Raw genomic sequence first — 24,946 nt, 5'->3', positions numbered from 1 at the left:
AGGGGGCTTTTCTTTGACGCCTTTTTATTTGTATCTTTAATGGACAATATAAGCTGAATTGATATGAAAAATTGTTTAATACTACTAGTCATATTCTCTTTCGTCGCTCATTTTGAGACAAAGGCGCAACTTGCTGACGGTGTTTATTTATCCCAGACAGGCAAAAACAAAAATCTTATTCTGATCAAAGATCATTACCTGTCCTTTATCAGTTATGACGATATAGATAAACATTTCGGCTATACCTGGGGAGGTCCGATTCAACAACAGAACAACCAACTTACTGTGTTAGCAGAATATAATAGCACGGATAGCACCACCATTGGCAGCAAAATCAATTTAAGTTACAAAAAAGACAGTGATAAGGTGCTGATTAAGGTACGTGGCTCCGACCTGCTGTTCACAAAGCAAAAAGTACAGCCCCAGCCATTGGATGCTTTATGGAGAATAACTGGACGGCAACAAAATACAAAAATACACGAAATTCCACGCTCCGATCGCAAAACGATAAAGATCCTAGTCGATGGTTATTTCCAGTGGATTGCTATTAATCCGGCACAAAAAGGATTTTACGGAACAGGTGGCGGCCGTTACACCTACCGGGACAAAGAATACAAAGAGAAAATCCTCTTTTTCTCGAGAGATAATAGCCGCGTCGGACAAGAACTTCGCTTCGAAGGGAAAATCCTGGACAACAAATGGCACCATAGCGGAAAAAGCTCTAAAGGTGATGATATTTATGAAATCTGGAGTAAGGAAATTGATAAATGACAAAATGACAATACAAGAATTTCGATTATTGGAAGAGCCTAAAGACGATTGGTCACCGATACAGAAGGCCTTATGGTTTGACAAAAAAGGGGACTGGAAAACTGCCCACGATCTTGTTGATCGGCTGGATGGTACAGCAGCTGCACATGTGCACGCTTATCTCCATCGCAAGGAGGGCGATCTTTGGAATGCGGGTTACTGGTATAACCGTGCCAAACAGCCTGTATTTACAGGGCCCCTAGAAAACGAATGGGAAGAGTTGTTCAGGCGATTCTTTGCGCAATGATCTGCGGGATACGATTGTCTCAATAGATGGTATTAATCGCTTTCTCTGAACGTAGCCCGCCGCCAATGGTTTATCAATCGTAAAAAATACCATGCAAAGAACCGTGTAGTATACAGAGGAATAAAATGGCATGAATATTGATTATCATTTAGTATACTTTTCATAAATTTAGGTTAATAATTGGTTAGGTTAAAACACCTGAAGTTCCCCGCTTCAGGTGTTTTTGTGTTAAAAATCTATGCTTTTTCAAACAAGTGACCTATCTGCGCATTTATCACGCACGAGATAGATGTAGGAATTAAAGCGTCACTATTTTAAACTCACCGGCACAAATACAATTTTTTTATAACTGTCCTTTTCATACAGGACACCTATGGCCTTTTTATTTAAGAGCACCAGATCAGAATAGGCCGCATAATCTCCTTCCACCTGTTCCGGCGCTTTTGCAATAATACGGCTGAAATACCATGTTTTGCCCTTATCCTTGCTTAAACGCAGTGTCAAATTGTCCCTTCTGTTGGTCATTGCGGCGTTACAGACCGCCAAGATATACTTCCCTTTTTTCTGCCAGGAAAGTACAGATCCCTGATTGACTGGATCAGGCAAGTTTTTGTCGTAATAGGTCGTATCCCAAGTCACCCCGCCGTCACTTGAATAAGAAACAATCCTGGATCTAACATTCCCCTGTTGGTTACGGGAATTCATATATAATCCCGTTGAGGATATCTGAGCTGCCATTGTCTCGTTTGACCCTTCAAATCCTATGCTCTCGCCCAGTTTGAATGTTTTCCCATGATCATCTGAGTAGTAAGAGTGGGCAAAATAGTCCTTGCCATTCACTTTCGGGTTCCCTTCCGAATGATTCGCCGGAATATAAATACGCCCTTTAAACTTACCTGAGTCAAATTGCAGCCCATGTCCGGGCGTATTGGCATACGCACGCCAGTCTTCCTTAAAGGTATATTGCGCATGTACAGAAGGTTGATTGGGACGATGTGTTTCCAGAGTTATATTTCTAGGTTGAGACCAAGTTTTGCCACCATCAGTAGAACTGATCGACCAGCATTCACGTAAACCGTTGCCCTTACGCACCTCACCTTCATGATTATTTCCCGTATTATAAAAAAGCAGCAGACGCCCGTTTGGGTAGGCAGGGTCGAGTAAATCGACTACCGGAGCAGGGTTACCTACCTGCAAATTATCATTATCTACGGCCACCTTCAGCGGTCCCCAGGTCCGACCATTATCCTGACTGATTTTATAAACAATGTCCACATTGCCAAAGTCCCCAGCATGATCCACCCTTCCTTCTGCGAAAGCGATCAACTGACCTGATTTATCTTTTACAATGGCTGGAATACGATAGCTCTTATAACCATCTTGTCCCGAAATAAATACATCAACCTCCTGTGCCTGAATCATGCCCGCCAGCATGACAAATGCGAGCACTATGCTTATTTTTTTCATATGTTTTTCTATTAAATTGCTTGTTTATAACTGAATGTAAGACACATGTTTCCTAAGGATTTTCTGCTATTCAATCGTAGATCGGAATGCAGGTAAACATCCACTTCAGGGGATTTTGCCAGTCTTTTCCCTCCAACTTTCCTACAGGAAGTTTAATCACGACCTTATTCAAACCTTTTTTTAACCGGATAATTGTAGGTTGACGATAACTGTAACCTTCATCAACCAAGGCAATTTCCAAACTTCCTTTTTGACCAGCGTTCTGCCATTTTGGAGGACGAACCTCGTTTTCATTTATCCAAATTCTACTCATCCTGTCGTCCCAGGTTCCGAGAGCCGGTGAATCGCTTGCGTACGAACGGGAAAGATCATTAAATCCGATCCAGAACTTCTGATTGCCCTCCCTGTCACTCCAGAACTCGCTGACAGCATATACAGTTGTATTTTCCAATGGCCGATCGATAGCCCCTTTTATGACATCTGACCACCAATGTTTCAGGACGACCGTACCGCCGTAAAACTCGCCAATTTTTTTCAAAAATTTGAAATCACCCTTCTTTTCATTTTCCAGCGACATCGCGAGATTTCCATGATTTGCGACAGGACCATATATTGTCCATTGCTGTGTACTCTGTCGGTAATAGGGAAAGATCAGTTTATTAAAATATAAATTTTTATGCTGCAGCAACCGCGTTTCAAATTCAGTAAATTCAGCATGCCCCTGCGCATCAGTTTTTATGTTACTACGCCATTCAAACTCGCCCCCTCCCCGCCAACTACGTTCAGCAAACGTCAATAAAGCAGGATAGACTGCATTCTGGCGAAAGATATCGCGTTCATTATTGACTGCCCGATCCGGCCACGAACACAAGATTGCTCCGTGTAATTTTCGGTTCCCTTTTGCGCTTCCGCCCAATTGCCTATAGAATAAGGTGGTAACCGCTTCCAATGGATCCATATGGTTAATATAAAGGTGCTTCGAATCCACAGCTTCAAAAGGATAATCTGCTGTGATCTCCTGTGGCCCACCCATCCAAAGCTGGCGGATAGTCTGTGGCAACAGGTTGCCTCCGGGATCCCAGCCTATTGTTTGCAGTCCCAGGCACTCTGCCCATTTTGTCATCGTTGGTAGAAATGCTCGATTATATATTTTGACCTCATCCCCTCCTATATGTAAAAAGGGTAATCCCGGATACGTATCGACAAATTCTTTTACCAAGTTCTTAATCACAGCCATACCGCTGTCACTTTGCATATCCGTTTTAAAGTACCGACGAAATGCTGCCGAATGCCCAGGCATATCTATCTCCGGAACCAGCTGAATATGCCGTTCTCTGCAATATCCGATCAGTTCCTGCATTTCGGCGACGGTATAGAACTTACCTTTCCAACGTTCCATATTGGTAGAGTCAGTTAGACCGGGATACTTTCTACTCTCCAATCTCCAGGCAATATCTTCCGTAAAATGAAAATGGAAAATATTCAGTTTATACCTGGCCATCATGTCGATCTGTTCTTTCAACAGCGGGATACTTTGGTAATTCCGGCCTACATCAACCATATAACCCCGCCACCGAAAAGCCGGGTAGTCGACGATAGAGCAGTAAGGTATCTCACCATTGAGGTCGCCCAACTGCCTTAGTGTCTGCAGGGCGTAAAATATCCCTGTTTTATTTTTAGCTTTTATCCGTATACCGGATTGGGTCACATCAATCTGATAAGCTTCAGCTGCTGTGGGCAAGTCTATGAAATCGCCACATACCAGCGCAATATCAGGTTTCTCCTTAGCGTCTATTATTCCCGTCTGTCGCCCCCAGTCTTGCAGAAACTTCAGAAGCAATCGTCTTTCTTCCCTCAACGTATCCTGGGGAACTGCTACTCCAACGTTTTTGTGGAGGCGGTAGACGCCTTCCTTCCAGCTCACCGACCGAGGCATTGGAAGCAATGGCCTAGCTAACTGCCCCATACAGATATACGGGATGACTAGACACGCAAAACAAACGAAGTTAATTATTAAACCACGCAAGCCGATCGATAACTTCATGTGTTCTATCTCAGTGTTTTTAGAATCTGCATACAGTACCATTCCTGTCTCGGGAGATGAAAAGGTCCTTTAAAGAGGTTCCCTTTGGCCGTCTGCGCTAACGTTCCGTCGCGGTGGAGATAACCAAACCACTCCCCATTAACTTTATCATGAAAATGATCATAAGCATAATCGTGGATTTGTTGGTGCCATTTCTTATATTTTTCGTTGCCGGTCAAGAGGTAAGCCAGCAAGGTTGCAATAATAGCTTCATTCTGGGGCCACCAGAATTTCATGTCCTGCCAATATTCCTGTACAGGTTTACCATACACATCCCTAAAATAAAGGATTCCACCATATTCCTTGTCCCAGCCACGTTCCCACATATAGTCCAGCATTCGGCAACCGAGATTAATCAGGTCAGGATCATTATCCCGGTGTCTGGCTTCATGCAAAATAAACCAGGCACCTTCGATCGCATGTCCGGGATTGAGCGTCCGTCCATCAATGTGGTCGATAATTTCTCCTGCCGCACCGACCTGCTCCATAACGCATTGAATATCATCCTTGACGAAATCCCCCTGTATCTGAGCGATAAAATCCGTAATGGCCTGATCACAACGAGGATCGCCAATGGTTTCCCTAATCTGTTGGGCCGTATTGATCATAATCATAGGTACACCGATACCCTTCATTGGCCTGGTGGGCTCGTATTTGGGCTCGATTAACTTCTCACCGTTAGCATAGGCCAAGCATTCACCAAACAAAAATCTGGCTTCTGCTGCGATATCTTGGTCACCAGTGGCTTTGGCAAAGGCAGCAAAGGCAATGGCAGCAAAAGTCTCTGAGAAGAAATAACGTCGCATCCGAATGGGTCTTCCTTGTTGATCCACATGGAAATACATTTTTCCATTGCTATCGAAGCAATGCTTTTTTAAGAATTCATAGCCTGAGCGTGCCCAGACCAACCATTCATCTCTAGCCTCTACGGTGTTGTAGAGAGTAGACAATAACCAGCAGGCCCGGCCCTGTATCCATACCGCTTTGTCCGAATCAATCAAGGTACCGTCATGGTCACGCATCAGCAAATACCCTCCATATGTACAGTCAATAGATTTTGGGAACCAAAATGGAACAGTATCATTTAATAACTGATTCTGGTAAAACTTTTCCATTTGATCCAAATAGGAAGTGTCCAGTTTTTTTTCGATTTCTGTGAGATTCATATCTTATTTCTTTGATTTTGCGTTAGTTTTATTCTACTATTATATCAAAAGTTGAAACTGGCGTTCCAATTTCATTTTGAAGATTGGCTCTATTGAAAGGTTCATAAGCATACACGATCTTTTTGATACTGAAGCCCGGTTTTTCGATCGCTATTTTATTCGCTGCAACGATGTATGCATTGATACTGTGGATTCCACCTTTTTCATCAATAGCCTGGAACCCCGCTAGCGGATAACCATTTTTCGTCTTCAGTTCCTTACAGTTGTTAAAGATTAAGTAAAGGCAGCAATCGGCATGGAGCTGTTTAACGACCTGAGGATGGTCGGCATTGACCGATTGCCCATATTCATATTTTTTAACCAAATTAGCCAGACGGTGGCCAATGGTTATTTTTTCACGCGGATGGACATCCAATGAGTCACCCAGATCAAGCGCAACCGCCATGTGGACACGCTCTATTTGTTTTTCCAGGCGCCGTTGCGAATTTCTAAAATCGCCCCATGATGGCCTGTTCAGTCCCGGCAATTGAACAAAATAAAAAGGTAAGGTCTGATGAAACATTTTTCGCCAGGAAGAAACTAAAGTTTTAAACAGATGTTCATGAAGCTCTATGTGATGTGCATTGCTTTCGCCCTGATACCAGAGCACTGCCCTAAGACCAGTTTCCAGCCATTTACTGACTCCTGCCTCAAAGTTATACGCCGGTTGATAAGGGTGGCGTTGATTTTTTACTTTTGAGAGCGCTAGATTCTGGCTGGCACGTTTCCTGCAAAAGTCCTGTATGAAATCTGAAGTCCGCCATTGGTGAATATAAGTTGCCAATAGATCATCATTTTCCAGAGACTTCCTATCTATCCACGATTCTGTGTTTGAGCCGCCTACCGACAGGTCGATGATACCAATAGGAATTTGTTCTTCCTTTGTGATCTGTTCTGCAAACGCATATGCTACTGCTGAAAAATGAGCAGCTTGATCTTCTGTCACCGAACTCCATGAGCCTGTAAAATAGGTGAGATCGTTTACTTTTTGCAAGGCGATAGTATCCCATACTGTCGCGTTGGTTTCCATCAAGTTCCGACATTTGAAGAGACGTAGATTTTTAAGATGATCTGCTCCCTTGATGAGTTCTTCCCCTCCCATTGCATGCCGAAGCTGAAAAGCCATGTTGGACTGACCCGATGCCAAGTAAACGTCGCCAAAGAGGACATTGTTTAACACGATCTTGTCCTTGCCGGCGCTTATCGAGATTCGGTATGGCCCTCCCGCCTCCATCTTCGGCAGCTTTACCTGCCAAGAGCCGTCACGGTCTGCAAAGACAATATAGCGGATTTTATTAAACATAACCTTTACCTTGATATGGGGTGTTGCTTTGCCATATATCTTGTTTTCCCAGTTACGCTGAAGCACCATATTTGAACCTAGGGTCTCAGCAACCTGTAAACCGTGTTGTACCGGTGCCAGTACCCGGGCAATCTGCGCCGCGATGATATAAGCTCCCTGCTGGTTTGGATGTAAATAATCATCAAACAAATCGATACGGAACTGTAGCGGACTGTTCAGATCAATCAGCTCTACATGATTGTTCTCCGCAATTTGAGGAATCAATTTCTGTATTTGGCCGTACCAGTCACGGGTACCGGACAAAAATCGAGGATGCCCACTAAAAATAGGTGTCAAGCGACATATATAAATCTTCATCTGCCTGTTAACTGCGCGGATACCGTCAATCAATGTGGCATAATCCGACGCAAATGAATTTCTATAATTGGGCCAGTTCCTCGGGTCTGTATCATTGAGGCCAAGATGTATAATGACAATATCGGGCTGGTAGTTGAGCAGTCTTTTATATTCAGCGGTCTTATGATATGGCTTATGTCCACTTCGTAAAAGGGTGGCACCTGAATGTCCAAAATTAGCCACTTCATAAGCGTTTCCCAACAACAACTGAAGCTGAGAAGGATAAGATTCATGAGCAGGGTCTCCAAGTCCATAGCCAAAGGTGACCGAATTACCGACACAGGCTACGCGGATACGATTTTGTCCAACAGCCGATGCCGCCAGCTGGAAAAAGAGCAACAGTAACCAACTTTTCTCAAAAAGAGAACGGAATGACTTCATAAAGGATATCATATACATAACCATTGATCTGTTAAGAAATTCCTTCCGTCTCTCCGGTCGGTTTAGGTTTAAGAAATAGCAGCTGGAGCAAGAGAGCGATTAACACAGCTACTCCTAACGCAGCGAAACCGAGGCCAAAGTGTCCTTCATCCTTGAACCTGCCTAACCATTGCGTTATGGCGGCCCCCGCAAATACGCCAACCATATTCATAAATCCATAAGCGGAAGCGCGTAGATTCCTCGGTACGATCTGACACAGGATAGGCATATTGTTGGCGTCGAACATACCGAAGCCAATTCCAAAACAGATTGCTGCTCCCAGCACTGCTGTCAATGTCTGTCCTAACCCCAAAAACAACAACGCTGGTATTGTCAATCCAAGGCCAATTGCACTGGTATAAATTCTACCACGAATTTGTTTCCTCACCCAACGGTCGCTCACCATACCGCCTACTATTACACCTACAAAGGAGGAGATTGCAATCGTTATCGTAGACAGAGGCCCTGCACTGGACATAGGGATGTGCAAGTTGTCCGCAAACAACGTTGGCAGCCAATTTTTTATAGCCCAACCCGGTAAACTGGGAGCTGCGAAATAAAACAGCAGAATCCAGAACGCCACATTGGAAAAAATCAGCATCAGGCTTTTCAGCAAGGAACATTGTCCTTCCTGGCCGTTTTCCTCTGCCGCTGGCTCAGGCCTTTTTTCGGAAAGCAAGACGGCAAGTATCACTGCATAGACTATACCGACTATTCCGAACCAGTGAAAAGCAGTATGCCAACCTTTTGAAGCCGCCAGTGTTGCGCCAAAACCACCCAGTGCCTGACCGGTATATAATCCAGTCATATGTAAACCAATGGCTAGGGATCTATTTTTTCCTATATGATAATCTGCGATCAACGAAAGCGCCGTCGGAATGTACAGCGCCTCGCTAAAACCCATAATAGCGCGAAGTATCAACAAGGTAGGGTAGTCATTTGCCATACCCATTCCATAAGTGACCGCTGACCAAACAAACAAACTTCCGACGATCAGCCATTTTCTATTACCACGATCCGCGACGATGCCAGCTATTGGGCTCATGATACCATAGATGTACAAAAAAATAGCCATCAGCGCGCCAAAGGCCTCCGCACTTTGTAATACGGGTATATCGATCTGCATCGCGTCACGCATTGTGGAAAGCATTTGCCGGTCCATATAGTTCAGTAACGCAACACCCCAAAGTAGCGCCACGACGAGCCATGGATAAAAGGATTGATGTCGTAATGAAGAAATCATTTCAGGTTCCTATTGTTGTTTATTATTCTATTTCTTGAAAAATGTAGCCAGTAAAATCTGCGCACTTCGCACACCCGCTTTGATTTCACCTGACGGTAAAACCAACATATCCCCCCATAAAACAGCTGTTGTTGTTACCGGCCCATTGGAGGGCAGATCCCCCGCTCGGCTCCATCTCCCTGATTTCAGGTCGTAACGCCAGATCTCCCTGCCAAATCCGGGATGATTGGCCTGAAGCATGTTTTTAGCGCGAATCAGCTCCTGCTTTTTTTCCGTATCTGGCTCTTTCTCAGCCTCGGAGAGTATCGTTTCCACCCGACGAAAAGTAGTCCCCCGATCCGCACTAAATAACCATAGCCCATGATCCGGTAGTACACAGGCTGTCCCAGCAGCAGCTTTAAAAGGAATATCCGTGAGTTCCAACCAGCGCTGCCCACCGTCAACAGATTTCAATAGCCCTTGATATAAAGTCGAGGCGGCACTCCGGTTTCCTTTTCTCCCCCCCACTACGTATAAATGGTGCATATCGTCCACTAGCAGCTGCAAATGCGATACTGGGTAAGGAAGCGTTCCGACTTTCTTCCATCCGCTGCCGAGATCTTCGAGATCCAGCTGCAGCACTTGGTCCGACACTCCATCATGGCGTTCGCCACCAGCAACCAGCAGCTTGTTCCCTAAGCATACGGCCCCCATATTGGATAGCGAAAACGGAAGCTGGGGATAGACAAACGTTTCTATTTTTCTGTTGCTAACGTCATACCTGATCAGTCGACAGGCATTTGTCTTTCCTTCCGTATTCTCTCCGCCTATAACACACAGTCCGTTGGCTACACTCAGGCTGGCACTATAAGCAACAGCGTCCGGTAGGCTATCTTGCCCTATCAGACTGAGGCCGGCGCTATCTTTTGCATATATATAGACATCTTTCTGTATCTTTTTTTTGCCACCTTCCCACGGTGGCAGATCCGGAAAGTTAGCTCCACCACCAATCAGCAAAAAGTCCTTGGCAAGTCCGGCTATTGGTCCTGCCAGACCAATATGTGCCTTTCCATTCTGCCTTGCGGGCAGGTCAATAGAACGATGCCATTCCAAACGGCCGGTCTGCCCGTAAACACTGCTTACCATCAATATTCCTGCTACAATCGTCATCCAATTTTGTTTTGTCATAATGATCTATTTTTGGCCAGCTTGGCCAGCCGTTTGTTCTCCTGCTGCATGAGCGCCTGTATTACCTACCATCCTCCGGTTTATCACACCCATGTGCAGCAAAGTCCTGAAAGCCAAGCTTCATAACATCTGCTTTAAAAAGTGCGAACTGCTCTATGGACATATTTTTCACGGGTAGCCGGAATTCGCCACAATTTAAGCTAATCAACTTCATAAAAGCCTTTCCAACAGCAATGCCACCATATTTGCCCAACAACGATATCATGTCAATTGATTGTTGCTGCAGTGCATTTGCTTTTTCGAGATCACCTGCTTCAAAGGCCTCCATCAGCCGTAGATACAACGGCGCCGCGTAGTTATACGTACTTCCGACGGCACCTTTGACACCCAATACTAATGCCGACAGCATGTTTTCATCCCTTCCCCAAAGCATATCATATTTCCGCTCCGCGAAATTCATACAACTTAAGAAATCCATGAAATCTTCGTGTGTATACTTAATGCCTCTGAAATTGGGTATTACACCATCAATTTTTTTTAATAATTCGATCATCGGGAAATTTCCCCCGGTCAGCACCGGAATATGATAATAATAGAAAGCTGTCCGAGGGGAGGCGCCCGCTATTTCGACACAACATTTTGCCAGCTGATCCACATTTGCCGGCTTGAAATAAGATGGTGAAGTAAACGAAACAGCATCCACTCCTACCTGTTCTGCCAGTCGGGCCAACTGCTGGCATTCTTTGATATTGGTTCCGCCTAAGAGCATCATTAATGTAAATTCCGCGTCAGTGCTTGTGAGGCTTGCCCAAGCTGTCATTACAGCGACCTTCTCGTCAAACGTCAACGATACCCCTTCCCCCGTAGAGCCGCAGATGAAAGCACCTGTTACCTTATTTTTTTTTAGCATATCGTAATATGCTGGAATCAGCGCAAGATTGAGTTCTCCCGACTCATCGAAAGGAGTAAATGGTGCAGCTATTAATCCCGATATTTTTTGCATTAGCATGATATATGTTTTGATTTGATAAATAATTCTATGTATTTGCTTCCCGTCTGATATCATCCGAGGCGGGATTACTGTATTATGTACCTGAATAACCCGGATTTTGATGGCCTGACAGCTTTGGATCAGCCGTCAGTGTACCTAAATCTATTGGCCACAAGACCTTGTGTTTTTGACCGTCTGTTTGTTCTAAGACACCGACCAGATTCAGGTCTTTACGAAACACTAAAGACTTTCCCTGACCATCTTGCATCCGTCTTAAATCAAACCATCGTTTACCTTCAGAGACAAATTCCTTTGTACGTTCATAAAAAATTGCCAGTTCGTTTGCTTCGAAGCTTCCCTTAGTAAACACGGGGGCTTTACCAGCGTAAGCACGGTTTCTGACGGCCATAATTTCAGCGGTCGGATCTTCTCCCAGTTTATTTTTGATTTCTGCCAACAGCAGATACGCTTCGGCCAAGCGATAAATAGGATAATCATCCGAATAGCTACGGACACCATCAATCAACGTACCCAAAAACTTTTTAAATACAATAGCAGATGTGTTCCCTTTATTAAAATTGAGAAAGGTTGCGTTCGCCCTTGTATCCTCCTTATCAAATAGGCGGTAAAGATCGATTTTGTATTCATAACGAATTATTCCCGTAGACCCGGCTTGCAGAGGATCTTTAGGAATACTCTGCCCTTTGTCGTCCACGTAGCCTGTCAGATCATCGCTTGCGGCATAAATAAAGTTATTGAAGAAAGAAGTAGCCTCACCATTCAAATAGCGAATCGTGAAAATTATTTCTGAATTACCCTTCATCGATGGCATGCTAGCAGACTGAAACAGCTCGGAGAAGCTGCTGGCCAACGCATATCTCGACATCACGCTTTCTACTGCTGCCTTCGCCAGTTTCAAATCACCGGCAACATTTTCTGGAGCCATTCCATCCACTCCTACTTTAGCCGACCATAGGTAGACTTCCGTTTTTAACATTAACGTGGCAGCCAGTGACCATTGCGCTTTCTGGTTCTTTGTTTCATAACTTCCAGCAAACGATTTTTCTGATCTGTCCACTTCCGACTTTATGAACTCTAAGGTCACTTTTTCAGTTTCGGTTCTGGCCTTATAGGCTTCTTCTGCCGACGAGGGCGTGTTTACTGCTGCCTGTGGTTCCGTAACTAAAGGGACGCGACCATATGTACGAAACAGATAAAAATAATAGAAAGCCCGTAGTCCGTAAGCTTGCCCCAGATAATACCCCTTTTGTGTATCGGTCAGATAGTCGGCCTTCTCCACTTGATAAATAAAGTTATTAACCTGGAATATTGGGCCATAAAGACCCGCCCAACTGGAGATTCCCGGCGAACTTTCACGGATATCCTGTGTGATTATCCCCGCAGCGTTCAACGACGCTGTCCCCGTAAAACTAGTACCATCTCGCAAAGTTCCACCACGCAATTCACCCAGATTCCATAAATTTTGCTGCTGTCCACGAAGCTGGTTATGAAGTCCAAGCATTGCTCCAGCTACCTGCTCATTGTTTTTCCAAAAGCTTCCGCTGGCGAAATAATCCTCTGGAATGAGATCCAAATCAATTTCTTTGCATGAGGAAAACAAAGAAATTGCGAAGCCTATGTATATAAGTATCTTTTTCATCCGTTTAATTTTTTCTATCAGATTTACTCGTCTCTGAACTTTGTACTAAATAAACTTATTGTTAAAATTGAAAATCAAAAGGTTAGCTGAACACCAAGGATAAAGGTCCGTGGAAGAGGATAACCTCCGCCATTTTGCCCTACACTCCCACTCTCTGGTGAAAATAAGCTGTTTTTTGACCAATAATGTAAATTTTGCCCCGTCACGGATACGCTAAGATCCTCCATCTTTATTCGTTGAGCGATAGACTTAGGTAAACGATAGGAGAGATTGACCTCCCGAAATGCCAAATAGTTCCCTTTATTATAAAACATACTGCTCTCTCTGCTGGTATTATTTTTAAAAAGTTGATCTGCCCAATAATAGGTGGGGTATTGAGCATTCGGGTTGTCCGGAGTCCATGTATCAAATACACTTGTGGTGGTGTTAAATGTTCCCTGCATCATCCCTAAAAACCAAGCTTTCGGTCCATCATAGGCGACATAGCCCAATGCATAGTCAAAGCGGGTGCTAAAACTGATATCTTTCCAGCGCAAGGCCGCTCCAAAACCTCCGGTCCACCTTGGAAGAGTATTTCCCATATATACCCTGTCATAGGAATTGATAATCCCATCTTCATTTACGTCTTTCCACATAACATCTCCCAAGGCCAACGGGTAGTGTAAGTTTTTCTCACTGCTCGACATTGCATTATAAACATCCGGATGCACCAACGTCCTTGCCCCAATAAGATCTTTCAACTGCAATGCATAATTATCTAGTTGCTCCTGTGTACGAATGATCCCAATGGCCTCATAAGCAAAAGCTACGTTAGGGTCTTGTCCTTCTTGATAACCACCTACCCAAACTAGCTCTCTGGTTTTCGGATCGTAAACTTGCAAACCGCCCTGCCTATTGTTTTCAACACCGTTAAATGGCAATTTCAATATCTTATTTTTGTTATAGGCTGTATTCCAGTTAAAACTCAGGTCCCAGTCATTTTTCCGTAGCACCTGATAATTCAATCCGATTTCGATCCCCTGATTCTGCATGTCACCATTATTGGTCGTAATCGTTGTAAAACCTGCTGAAGCGGGTAGGGTTAAGTTTGCTATTTTATCTTTTGTAGTTCTGTGATAATAAGCAAAACTGAAGTCCATTCTGTTTAACATCCTCGCCTCTAGTCCTACTTCTTTTGTGATCAGACTTTCCCATTTTAAATTGGGAATAGATAGCGTTGACATGGTATACCCTACCTGACCGTCGTATTTATTCGTGCCATAGGAACCTTGGAGCGTATATGAACCTATCCCGCTGACATTACCATTTCCCCCATAACTCGCCCGCAATTTTAAGGTGTTTAACAATTTTGTTGAGCCTAAATACTCCTTCAAGAAATCCTCATTGTGCAAAGCCCAGCCTATTGAGACACCAGGAAAAGTTCCCCATCTGTTATTTAATAGTGTTGAATAACCGTCGCGACGGGCCGTTAGCGTCAAAAGATATTTTTCTTTATAATCATAGTTTACACGTCCAAAATAAGACATAATACGCTGGCGATCGTGGTAAGAATCAATACTTCGTTTATTTGCCTCAGGGCTCGTTAATCCTAGATCCATAAAATCGTCCGTAGGAGCCCCACTTCCAGCTGCCGAAAATCCATTATTATACGTATCGAAAAATTCCGAGCCCAGCATCACGTCAATGTGATGAGAGTTATCGATAACCGGTTTGTAATTCAAGACCGCATTGTAAGTTTGGTTATATATCTTGTCATAAGAGGCCGAAGAGTTGCGTGTCCGCACATAATTGCCCGGGCTCGCGAGATAATCCTTATTAAAAGACTCTACGGTTGATTGATTAAAAAACCAGTTTCCGCTTATACGCAAATTAAGGTCTCTTGCAAAATCAATAGTAAACGCCTGAGTAAGTGTAAGTTTTTGATTTAGGTTTTTCCGGATAAATTTATCATCATTTACCAGTGGGTTTCCATCTAGATAATCACGGCCAACAAGCAGATCTCCGTTAGCATTAGTGCCGCGCATTGTTGGCGGAGCTCCCAATGCGCGGGTCATATAATTACCTTCACCGTTAATGGCATCCCGCCATTTTGTGTACGCGAAATTTACACTCGAAAGAGAATGCAGCCAAGGTTTAATCCTATACTCGCCGTTCAGTATGAAAGTCGTCCGGTCATAAAAGGTATTAATTGGCATTCCCTTTTCGTTGTATTTTCCGACGCTTCCATAGTATTTACCTTTGTCATTCCCTCCTTGTAATGCTATACTATAATCTTGTGTCAGACTTGCATTGCGGAGCGCATACTTTGCGTAATCAAAATCCTTAAATAACAGCTCCTTTCCCGTAACCGGATCAACCATTGTTTGCCAGCCGTGCTGAAGTAATTCACGATTGGTATCATCAAGGAACATTGTACTCCATACGGCATTGCTCGTCATATTACCGTCCAGGATGTTTCCTTTATCGTCTTTATATTTATTACCTGTACCGAAGGGACCAACGCTAGTCAGTTGATTCAATTGAGATGGTTGATATTGTCCAGACACCTGAACGCCTTTTCGGCTCCAGTACAGATAGTCTTTTGCATCTAGGAAATCAAAAGGCATATTCAATTTATTGACACCCACTTTAGACGAAATAGTAATGTTGGAAATCCCCTCTTTTCCTCTTTTCGTAGTTATCAATATGACACCGTTTGCTGCCCTTGCACCATATATTGCTGTGGCCGAAGCATCTTTTAATACGTCGATAGATTCAATATCATTTTGATTGATATCATTAAATCCATTTCGAATTAACCCATCAACAATGACCAATGGTGCACCTCCTCCCCCATATGTTGTTCCACCTCGGAGTACAACTGTGGGAACAGCCCCCGGTCTTCCCGAAGTCTGTTGAACCCGAATGCCGGGTACAGTACCAGCTAAGGCAGAAGCTGGATTAGAACGGACTCCAGTTTCAAGCACTTTCTTATCCAGACGGCTAACGGAGCCTGTCAAATTGGATTTCTTCATCTTCCCGTATCCCACCACAACAACCTCATCCATTTGTTCGACTTTTGATTCAAGTTTAATATCCAATTGTCGGAGCTGTCCAATAGCTATTTCAAAAGGCTTATAGCCCGTTGAAGTAATGACCAAGGTCGTATTTGGATTGGTCGTGATTATAAAGGTTCCATCAGCATGCGTTTTTAACGATTGGTTGGTTCCCTTGATTCTGATGTTCACATCGCTAAGCGATTCCCCCGTCTTTGCATCTGTGATTTTCCCTTTCACTGAATGATCCTGAGCTTGGGCCACTAACATATGGCCTGCCAGAACAGACAGCGTTAACAGGGATCGTAATTTTAGGTTTGAATACATATTGGTTTGTATTAAGTATTACATATATGCAAATATATAAAATTATAAAAGCAAAAAACAAATTATATTTACATTATGTATAACATATTTTTGATTTTAATTAATTATCTTTGTATTACAGTGCCTAATGCGCTACATGTAACACATATGGAATTAAATCCTTCTTTAACTGAACACCTAAAAACCATTGATACTTCTTCACTAGTAGACCGTGCGGAGAAAGAAATCATTAATCTCTTTGTCAGTCAAGGGCTAAAAGTCGGGGATGCTCTACCAAAGGAGATGGAGCTGGCGCAAACGCTTGGCGTAAGCCGCACTGTTGTCCGTGAGGCGATGCTGAGATTACGTATGGTCGGACTGGTCGAATCCAAAAAACACAGAGGAGCAGTGCTAACCAGTCCGGATCTTATCAAACCCTTACGCAAATCCCTTTATCCGACCATTATGGAAAACAAGACCCTGCAGGATCTTTTTGAGATGCGCATGGTACTGGAGGTCGGTATGGCTGATATATTGTTTGAACATATACAGGAAAAAGATATTGAAGAGCTGGAGGCTATTGTGGCTAAAGAGCCATTAAACGCCGATAACACAATTTTCGACATTGAAACCGAGGTTGCTTTTCACGGAAAACTTTATGAAATCACAGGGAACACGATTTTAAAAGATTTTCAGAACATGTTACTACCTGTTTTTCAATATGTTCACAGTAGCGGTTTATTGACAAGCCCAAGCACATCAAAGAGCTTTATCTCCCATCGGGGCCTTGTAGATATATTGAAAGTAGGCAATGCGGAAGTTTTTCGCAATGCCATGCGAAAACATTTAGACAATCACTATCAACGTCTTTTTGTATATAAGAAATCCGTTGGATAAAGTCTTATTAATTCTTATCCACACAAGTAATGTTATTGCACAACATGTAAGATAAGCTACCGACAACAGTTTATTTCCCGATCTACCAACAGTTTTCCAGAATAGCTCACACCCTTGTTTGGTATCGCTGCGGTGAGGTTCGGATGAACAGGGTAGGCCTATCGGAGCTAAAGACGAAATGCTCGGAAGTATGTCCGTCTTCTAACAGATGAGCTACTAGAGCTATTATTATTTGCGCGTTAGCAATTTTGTTTATTAGTCGTTTTATGTAATACATATATTTGTTAATTTAGCATGATAAACTGACCTTTTAAAATCCGGGTAATGAAACTGAAATCGCTTTTATTTGTATTACTTACACTGCCGATCGTAAAAAATGCTTCTGCACAAAAAAGACCAAATATCGTCATCATCATTTCCGATGACCATGCTTACCAGACAATTGGTGCCTATGGCTCAACATACGGAAAAACACCACAAATTGACCGTATTGCTGCGGGTGGTGCAATATTTAAAAACACCTTTGTCAACAACTCCATCTGCGGCCCAGCACGGGCGACATTGTTGACCGGTAAATACAGCCATAAAAATGGTTTTAAGGATAATGAAACCTCCGAATTCGACTTCCATCAGGATCTTTTTGTGAAACAGCTCCAAAACGTCGGTTATCAAACGGCATGGGTAGGCAAGATTCACCTGGGCGACAAACTACAGGGTTTCAATTATTATGATATTCTTGTCGGTCAAGGAACATATTTCAATCCAGATTTTATCAGCAAACAGGGCCGTAAACGCACCGAAGGGTATGTCTCAGATATTGTTACTGAAAAAGCAATCCGATGGATGGACACGGTAGATGCGAACCGGCCGTTCTGCCTGGTCATCGGCCATAAGGCTACACATCGTACCTGGATGCCCGATCCAAAAGACTTTGGCACGTATGATTCTGTCCATTTTAGCTTACCGACAACCTTCCATGATAATTACCAAAGTAGGCAGGCAGCAGCGTTACAGGAAATGTCCATAGACAAGGATTTGCAAATGGGCTATGATCTGAAAATGTTCAAATCACTGGAAGACATGATGGCTGATGGTAATTTCAAACGGATGAACCAAGCCCAGAAAGACAGCTATATAGCGTATTACCGTCCGATATTTGAACAACTGAAGCAAGATAAACTAACAGGAAAACAGCTGGCGGAATGGAAATTCAGACGCTATATGGTCGATTATCTCAATACGGCTCAGTCTATGGACCGTAACATTGGCAAAGTGCTTGATTATCTGGATAAAAGATCTCTCACTGAAAATACAATTGTGATCTACCTCTCGGACCAAGGATTTTATATGGGCGAACATGGTTGGTTTGACAAACGCTGGATGTACGAAGAGTCTTTTCGTACGCCAATGGTAATGCGGTATCCTGCCCTGTTGCCTCAGCATTCAGTCATTGATGCGAAAATTGTCAACGCCGACATTGCCCCCACACTTCTAGAACTGGCCGCTGTCAAAAAACCGAAAGACATGCAAGGCGAATCGTTCGTTCACGTCCTAAAAAATAACAAAGAGGAACATCGCAAAGTTCTGTTCTATCACTATTTTGAGAACGGGGAACATGCCGTGAGTCCCCATTTTGGGGTCAGGGATGATCGTTACAAGCTGATTAGGTATTATAAACGCGTTGAAAACTGGGAACTTTTTGACCTGAACAAAGATCCTCATGAACTCCAAAATGTATACAAAGACCCAGCTTACTCGGATGTTGTCAAAATGATGAAAAAGAAACTTGCCGCGCAAATACAAAAATTTGACGATAAAGAAGCCGAAGGTATTTATCGAGTCAATATCGACCGCTGATCAAAATGAAGGATGGCCAAGACGGTTTTTTCCTATTATTTTCGGACCAACTTCCGACCAACTTCTACCTTTCATCGGGATTTCATCGGGACGGCATCGGGATTTCATCGAGCCAACCCGATGAAATCCCGATGAAAAAACGATGGCCACCCGATGTCAGCACGAAGAAAGTCAGAGTTTGATGCGGCGTTGACCAAAAGAAAACAGTTCATCTAAGTCTGATTTCGTCAACATAGTATTGTAGAAGTTCTTTTAAAATCCTTTTTATCCTTGTCCGTTTTGTGCAATTGCTGTTGAAGCCTATTCTGACCTAAATATTACAAAAAAAACAAAAACAAAGTATAGTTATCAGGTAGATTTAATATATTTGCATTAACATTTTTTAACACATGAAACTAGACACACTACTTATGCTTGAAAAACGAATGTCCAAAGGAGATGTTTTGCAGGTAAACATTTAAATATCTCCGACAACCTTTCCGTACATATAATAGCAATTCATTATTCATAATTAACTATGGCAAAAAATAACATAAATTTTGTCGTAATGGCTGCGCTATGCCTAAGTTCAAGCGCGCTATACGCGCAATCTACCATAAAAGGAAAAGTGGTTGACAACAACAACAGTCCTATTCAGGGTGCAACCGTCACCGAAACGGTCAGTAAAAAACAGGTTCAGACAGATGCAAACGGTTTATTCGAATTTCCTTCCAATGGGAGCTCATTGAATATACAGGTCCAATATGTGGGTTTTGAGTCTAAAATTGTACAGACCAATCCCAATGGGCTGACGACAGTTCAGTTACTACCGGCAACTTCGCAGTTGGAAGAAGTAGTGGTAACCGCCTTAGGAATCTCCCGCGAGAAAAAATCATTGGGATATGCAGTTCAGGAAGTGAAATCGGTTGAATTGCAAACGAGACCAACAAATGCCCTTAGCTCGTTATCGGGAAAAGTAGCTGGTCTTCAGATAACCACTTCTGGCGGTAATATGGGAGGATCTTCCTCTGTGTTGCTCCGGGGTATTACATCCATCTCGGGAAACAATCAGCCATTATATGTCGTTGACGGAACTCCTATAGATAATACAGATTTCAACTCCAGCTCAACGATCAACGGTAGTGCCGGAAAAGATGTTGGTAATATGATTCAGGACATCAACCCCGACGACATAGACAATATATCCGTGCTAAAAGGCGCTACAGCTGCAGCGCTTTATGGTTCGAGAGCTGCCAATGGCGTTATCATGATTACAACCAAACGTGCGTCAAAAGGCGAAAAAGTAGAAATCGCACTGAATACAGGTATAGACTTTGAAAACGTTGTTCGGCTGCCCAAAAGACAACATCTCTATGGACAAGGCTATTCCACGTCTTTCCAGACCCAAACTATAAATGGTACCGATTTCAAGCTAGTAGATTATGCCGCAGACGAGAGTTGGGGGCCCAAGCTTGATGGTACGCCAGTCCTTCATTGGTATAATCTGAATCCTGAAGATGAGGCTAACTATCTCAAACCATCACCTTGGCTTTATCCAAAAAATGACGTCAGTTATTTTTTCCGCACTGGTATAGCTAATACAAATAATATTGCCATTGCAGGTAACAGTGGGAACACGAATTATCGGTTTTCATACACAAATAAAAATGTCAAAGGGACTACCCCAAATTCGCACTTGTCCCGAAATTCACTCAATTTCTCCGGGGGGACGCAATTAGGCCGATTGAAAGTGACTTCCAATTTGAATTATATCCGCAACTCGTCTTTAGGCCGGCCGTGGACAGGTGCGTCTAATAGAAATATTATCCTAGAAGCATTCCAATGGGGGGCCGTGCAAGTGGATTACAAAATATTAGAGAATTACAAGAGAGCCGATGGAACGCCTTTAGCCTGGAACCGTACCGGTTGGCAAAATACACCAGCAGCAGAGGCAACCCGTTTTATTGACAACCCATATTGGTCAGCTTATGAATCTTATTTGGAGGACAAGAGAGATCGTTTTTATGGAAATATTGGTTTAGAATACGATGTAAATAGCTGGCTAAAACTTGGCGCCAAGGTACATGGCGATATTTATTCATTTCAGGCACAGGATCGTATCGCTGTTTACTCCCGTAGTGCCTCTCAATATGAGGAAACTAATAATAAACTGAATGAATATAATTATGAGTTTATGGCGACGGCAAAAAAGAATTGGAACAAATTCTCACTCGTCGCTTTCGCTGGAGCTAACATCAGAGACAAAAGCTGGCAAAATAATTATGCTATTACACAAGGTGGCCTGATTATCCCGAACTACTATAATTTGAAAAATGCAAATTCTGTTCGAATAGATAACTATAAATATCACAAACGCATTGCATCTGTTTTCGGCAGTGCTTCATTAGGTTATAATGACCTGCTGTATGTTGATGCGACAATTCGAAACGACTGGTCTTCCACTTTGCCAGCTACAGCCTGGTCTTATGCATATCCATCATTAGCAGGTAGTTTTGTATTCAGTAATTTAGATGCATTAAAAGAACTTTCTTGGTTGAGTTTCGGTAAATTAAGACTGGGCTGGTCAGATGTTGGAAACGACACAGAACCTTACCAGCTTACGAAAGTATATGAGGCAGAACAATCTTACGAAGGCAACCCGTCGTATACCTTGCCTGCACAAAAACCCAACGATAAGCTACGTCCAGAACGTACACGTTCCTTGGAGACTGGACTCAACGTTCAACTGCTGAAAAACAGACTAGGACTGGATATCACCTATTATAACAACAATTCGAGAAATCAGATCCTTCCAGTTCCGGTATCATCCTCCTTTGGCTATGAATACAAATGGTTAAATGCGGGTAAAGTTAATAACAAAGGAATTGAAATCGTACTCAATGGAACTCTGATTAAACATGAAAATTTCTCGTGGGATGCAACCATTAACTGGGCAAAAAACAGAAATAAAGTCGTTAAGCTAGACGATCAAGTCAATACATTGAATCTCAGTAGCTCATTAGTTCAATTGGTTGCTCGCGAAGGAGAATCCTACGGCCAGTTTTTAGGTTACGACTTTGTATATGCGCCGGACGGCCAACGCGTCGTACAAGCAGATGGTACTTACATGAAAACTTCCCAATTAGTACCCTTGGGAACGATCATGCCCGACTTTACCTTTGGCTTCCAAAATACGTTCCATTATAAAAACTTCAATCTTGGCTTTCTAGTTTCTGGCCGTGTCGGAGGTAAATTTTTCTCACAAACATATAAAGTTGGTATGTATGCGGGTATACTAGACAAAACAGCCGCAAACAATATTCGCGAAACGGGGGTCGTGCTCGATGGTGTAAAAGGGAATGTCGTCTTCCACAGCGACGGCAGCTATGACGTAACAGACATTCAGCCAAATACAACAAATATCACCGCACAGCAATGGGCGCGCAACGAGTACAATGGTCCGACAACGTTTTCTATTTTCGACGCGACTTATGTGAAGCTTAGAGAAGTTACACTGGGTTATAATTTTAATTTCGCAAACTCCAAGGTCGTTAAAAATATGGGTGTTAATGTATACGGTCGTAACCTTTGGAACATCTATACCAAAAGCAAGTATATAGACCCTGAATTCACCTCTAGTGGTGGCAATGTTCAGGGCATTGAAGGAGGTAATATCCCCCTACCGATTACTTATGGTTTTAATGTAAACTTTAAATTCTAAAAAAATGAAACTGTCCAATATAATATATATTTCTTTCCTCAGCTTGGCATCTGTTGCAGCCTCCTGCTCCAAAGAGACCTTTGCGGATATCAATACCGATCCCAATCGTCCGGCAATTGTAACTACACCAACGCTTTTAGTGACTGCTGAAAAACAATTAGTTAATGCCTTGCGTAGTGAAGAGATCAGCTTAAGGGGAGCCCAACTATTTGCTCAGTACTTCAGCCAGAATATCTATACTGATCAATCGCGCTACCAGATCCCCACTAGCTATTCTGACAATTACTGGACAGCCACTTACAGGGCTCTCAACAATTTAAATGAGATCGTTAAACTCAATTCCAACGAGAGCACTAAAGCAATTGCAGCTGCCGGTACCGCTGGCACCAACGCTAATCAGATTGCTATTGCCAGAATTCTTAAAGCATATGCCTTTCAATCCTTAACAGACGTGTTTGGCAACATTCCCTACGAATCGTACGGCAATAAAGATCCTGACTTTGAAGCGCTGCAGCAAGAACCAGATAATTTAACTCCAAAATACGCTAGGCAGGAGAAAATTTATAAAGATATCCTCAACGAACTACAGCAAGCTGCTGATACCTTGCTTAAATACCCAACAGGCAATACTTTTGGATCGGCAGATATTCTCTATAAGGGATCCAATGAACGTTGGGCAAAATTTGCAAACTCTTTGCGTTTACGTGTTGCCAACCGCATCAAAGGTAAAGACGCAGCCTTGGCGACAACACATATGGCAGACGCTATAAAAAAAGGTATATTTACTTCGAATGATGATAATGCGGTATTTAAATATTCGAAAACATCACCTCATGAAGCACCTTTATTCCGTGCTACAGTAACAGCTAATCGAAAGGATTTTGCGATTTCCAATGTTCTTGTGGAGACATTGCAGGGTATCCGCGGTCCGTTTAAGATTGCAGATCCAAGGCTATCTAAATTCGCTAAACCTGCTGCAGACGGAAAATTCATCGGGCAGCCCTATGGATTACCTTTGTCTGCAGGTAATCTCTTCCCTGTTGATAAAATATCGCTACCAAGCGATGCTATTAATGCTGCGGACTATGGCGAGGTACTTTTGGAATACGCAGAAATCGCATTTATTCTAGCTGAAAATAACAGTTGGGATCAAACTAACTATGAAAATGGCGTTCGTGCTTCTTTGGAAAAATGGGGCGTATCACAAGAGGATGTAGACACTTATATAAGTAAATTACCTTCCGCCAATAAAGAAAATGTACTTTCGCAAAAATATCTGGCACTTTTCAATCAGAGTATAGAAGCTTGGTCGGAGATAAGAAGAACAGGCTACCCATTATTCCTGATCAAAAAGGGTGATGTGACCTGGAGCGGCACGGTGGAAGGCAAACCCGTTACTTATACATTTGAGCCTGAAGTCGGCAATACGATCCCTAGCCGTCTAGTCTATCCGCTCAAAGAGCAAAGCACCAATAAAACAAATTATCAGGCTTCTTTAGCCCAACAAGGAGACGACGTTATAAACACCAAAATCTGGTGGAATACCGCAAATAATTAAATCCGCTTTAAGTGCAAACCCCTGAATTTAATATTTTCAGGGGTTTGTTTATTACTATATTTTCATAACTTCGTATAATACCCCAAAGTACATATTATGGACGATCAAATACTCGACAAAATCGATCAGCTCAGCGAAGATGGCAACGCATTTTGTGATCAGGGTAATTATCAGGAAGCCATCCGTATCTGGAACGAAGCTTTAAATCTAATACCCCAACCCCAGCATTTGCATGCCGAAAGCCTTTGGCTAGAGGCCTCCATTGGCGATGCTTTTTTCCTACAGGGCGATTTCCAAAATGCCCTCCAGCACTTTGAGAATGCCAAAAGGAATATTATCGAAAATGCCTACGAAAACCCGTTTATTATGTTGCGTCTAGGACAGTGTTACCTCGAATCCGCAGATACGGAAGCGGCTCAGGAATATTTACTTCGCGCCTATATGATGGAAGGAAAAGAGATTTTTGAAGAAGAGCCGCCCAAATATTTCGATTTTCTGGCCGACAATATAGACCTTGACTGACTTGTGTCTTCTATTTCCTGCCAGCTTCAAAGTAATGCCCGGGACTAACCATCCTAGGCTTACTCCATAACATATAACA

General features: G+C 43.0%; 16 protein-coding genes. 7 read left to right on the top strand and 9 right to left on the bottom strand.

Going from position 1 to position 24,946, the window contains the following annotated elements; all coding sequences use genetic code 11:
- The first annotated feature begins 63 nt into the window (after nt 1-63).
- Together FGL37_RS12700 and FGL37_RS12695 are read left to right on the top strand one after the other, a co-directional pair.
- Complete coding sequence (locus FGL37_RS12700; RefSeq protein ID WP_028072352.1) at nt 64-771, top strand: hypothetical protein; 708 nt, start codon at nt 64-66, stop codon at nt 769-771.
- 4 nt (nt 772-775) lie between these two features.
- Nucleotides 776-1,057 carry a hypothetical protein gene (locus FGL37_RS12695; RefSeq protein ID WP_028072353.1) on the top strand — a complete coding sequence of 94 codons (282 nt, stop codon included), beginning with the start codon at nt 776-778 and terminating at the stop codon, nt 1,055-1,057.
- Between the two features lie 309 nt (nt 1,058-1,366).
- Here the strand turns inward: FGL37_RS12695 and FGL37_RS12690 are convergent, their stop codons facing one another.
- The 9 genes from FGL37_RS12690 to FGL37_RS12650 form a co-directional block, all read right to left on the bottom strand.
- Entirely contained in the window at nt 1,367-2,524 is a 1,158-nt protein-coding gene (locus FGL37_RS12690) for a sialidase family protein (protein ID WP_028072354.1), read from the bottom strand.
- Between the two features lie 70 nt (nt 2,525-2,594).
- Nucleotides 2,595-4,490 (bottom strand): beta-N-acetylhexosaminidase, encoded by a 1,896-nt coding sequence (locus FGL37_RS12685; RefSeq protein ID WP_138096818.1) that lies wholly within the window; start codon nt 4,488-4,490, stop codon nt 2,595-2,597.
- A gap of 83 nt (nt 4,491-4,573) precedes the next feature.
- Nucleotides 4,574-5,773: an AGE family epimerase/isomerase gene (locus FGL37_RS12680; protein WP_081818029.1), complete on the bottom strand. Its 1,200-nt coding sequence runs from the start codon at nt 5,771-5,773 to the stop codon at nt 4,574-4,576.
- Between the two features lie 28 nt (nt 5,774-5,801).
- Nucleotides 5,802-7,892, bottom strand: a complete 2,091-nt coding sequence (locus FGL37_RS12675) for a GDSL-type esterase/lipase family protein (RefSeq protein ID WP_028072357.1) — start codon at nt 7,890-7,892, stop codon at nt 5,802-5,804.
- Between the two features lie 31 nt (nt 7,893-7,923).
- Nucleotides 7,924-9,174: an MFS transporter gene (locus FGL37_RS12670; protein WP_037534556.1), complete on the bottom strand. Its 1,251-nt coding sequence runs from the start codon at nt 9,172-9,174 to the stop codon at nt 7,924-7,926.
- Nucleotides 9,175-9,201: 27 nt separating this feature from the next.
- Nucleotides 9,202-10,341, bottom strand: a complete 1,140-nt coding sequence (locus FGL37_RS12665; protein ID WP_138096816.1) for a hypothetical protein — start codon at nt 10,339-10,341, stop codon at nt 9,202-9,204.
- A gap of 61 nt (nt 10,342-10,402) precedes the next feature.
- On the bottom strand, nt 10,403-11,344 hold the full coding sequence (locus FGL37_RS12660) for a dihydrodipicolinate synthase family protein (protein WP_232048689.1): 942 nt from the start codon (nt 11,342-11,344) through the stop codon (nt 10,403-10,405).
- 82 nt (nt 11,345-11,426) lie between these two features.
- Complete coding sequence (locus tag FGL37_RS12655) at nt 11,427-12,992, bottom strand: RagB/SusD family nutrient uptake outer membrane protein (RefSeq protein ID WP_028072361.1); 1,566 nt, start codon at nt 12,990-12,992, stop codon at nt 11,427-11,429.
- A 74-nt stretch (nt 12,993-13,066) separates the two neighbouring features.
- The gene (locus FGL37_RS12650; protein WP_051607368.1) at nt 13,067-16,354 is read right to left on the bottom strand and encodes a SusC/RagA family TonB-linked outer membrane protein; all 3,288 of its coding nucleotides are present in this window, start codon (nt 16,352-16,354) and stop codon (nt 13,067-13,069) included.
- Nucleotides 16,355-16,501: 147 nt separating this feature from the next.
- Between FGL37_RS12650 and FGL37_RS12645 the strand changes: the two genes are divergently transcribed.
- From FGL37_RS12645 to FGL37_RS12625, 5 genes are all read left to right on the top strand, one after another.
- A complete protein-coding gene (locus tag FGL37_RS12645) occupies nt 16,502-17,230 on the top strand; it encodes a FadR/GntR family transcriptional regulator (RefSeq protein ID WP_028072363.1) in 729 nt (242 codons plus the stop codon).
- A gap of 324 nt (nt 17,231-17,554) precedes the next feature.
- Nucleotides 17,555-19,087, top strand: coding sequence for a sulfatase family protein (locus FGL37_RS12640; RefSeq protein WP_028072364.1), 1,533 nt, complete (start codon nt 17,555-17,557; stop codon nt 19,085-19,087).
- 517 nt (nt 19,088-19,604) lie between these two features.
- A complete protein-coding gene (locus tag FGL37_RS12635; protein WP_028072365.1) occupies nt 19,605-22,787 on the top strand; it encodes a SusC/RagA family TonB-linked outer membrane protein in 3,183 nt (1,060 codons plus the stop codon).
- A 4-nt stretch (nt 22,788-22,791) separates the two neighbouring features.
- Nucleotides 22,792-24,345 carry a SusD/RagB family nutrient-binding outer membrane lipoprotein gene (locus FGL37_RS12630; protein ID WP_028072366.1) on the top strand — a complete coding sequence of 518 codons (1,554 nt, stop codon included), beginning with the start codon at nt 22,792-22,794 and terminating at the stop codon, nt 24,343-24,345.
- Nucleotides 24,346-24,441: 96 nt separating this feature from the next.
- Nucleotides 24,442-24,867 (top strand): tetratricopeptide repeat protein, encoded by a 426-nt coding sequence (locus FGL37_RS12625; protein WP_028072367.1) that lies wholly within the window; start codon nt 24,442-24,444, stop codon nt 24,865-24,867.
- The last annotated feature ends 79 nt before the right edge of the window (nt 24,868-24,946 follow it).

The sequence above is a fragment of the Sphingobacterium thalpophilum genome (assembly GCF_901482695.1).
Taxonomy (GTDB): Bacteria; Bacteroidota; Bacteroidia; order Sphingobacteriales; family Sphingobacteriaceae; genus Sphingobacterium; species Sphingobacterium thalpophilum.
The sequence above is the reverse complement of the archived record's forward strand: the minus strand, read 5'-3'. Positions and strand labels throughout refer to the sequence as shown.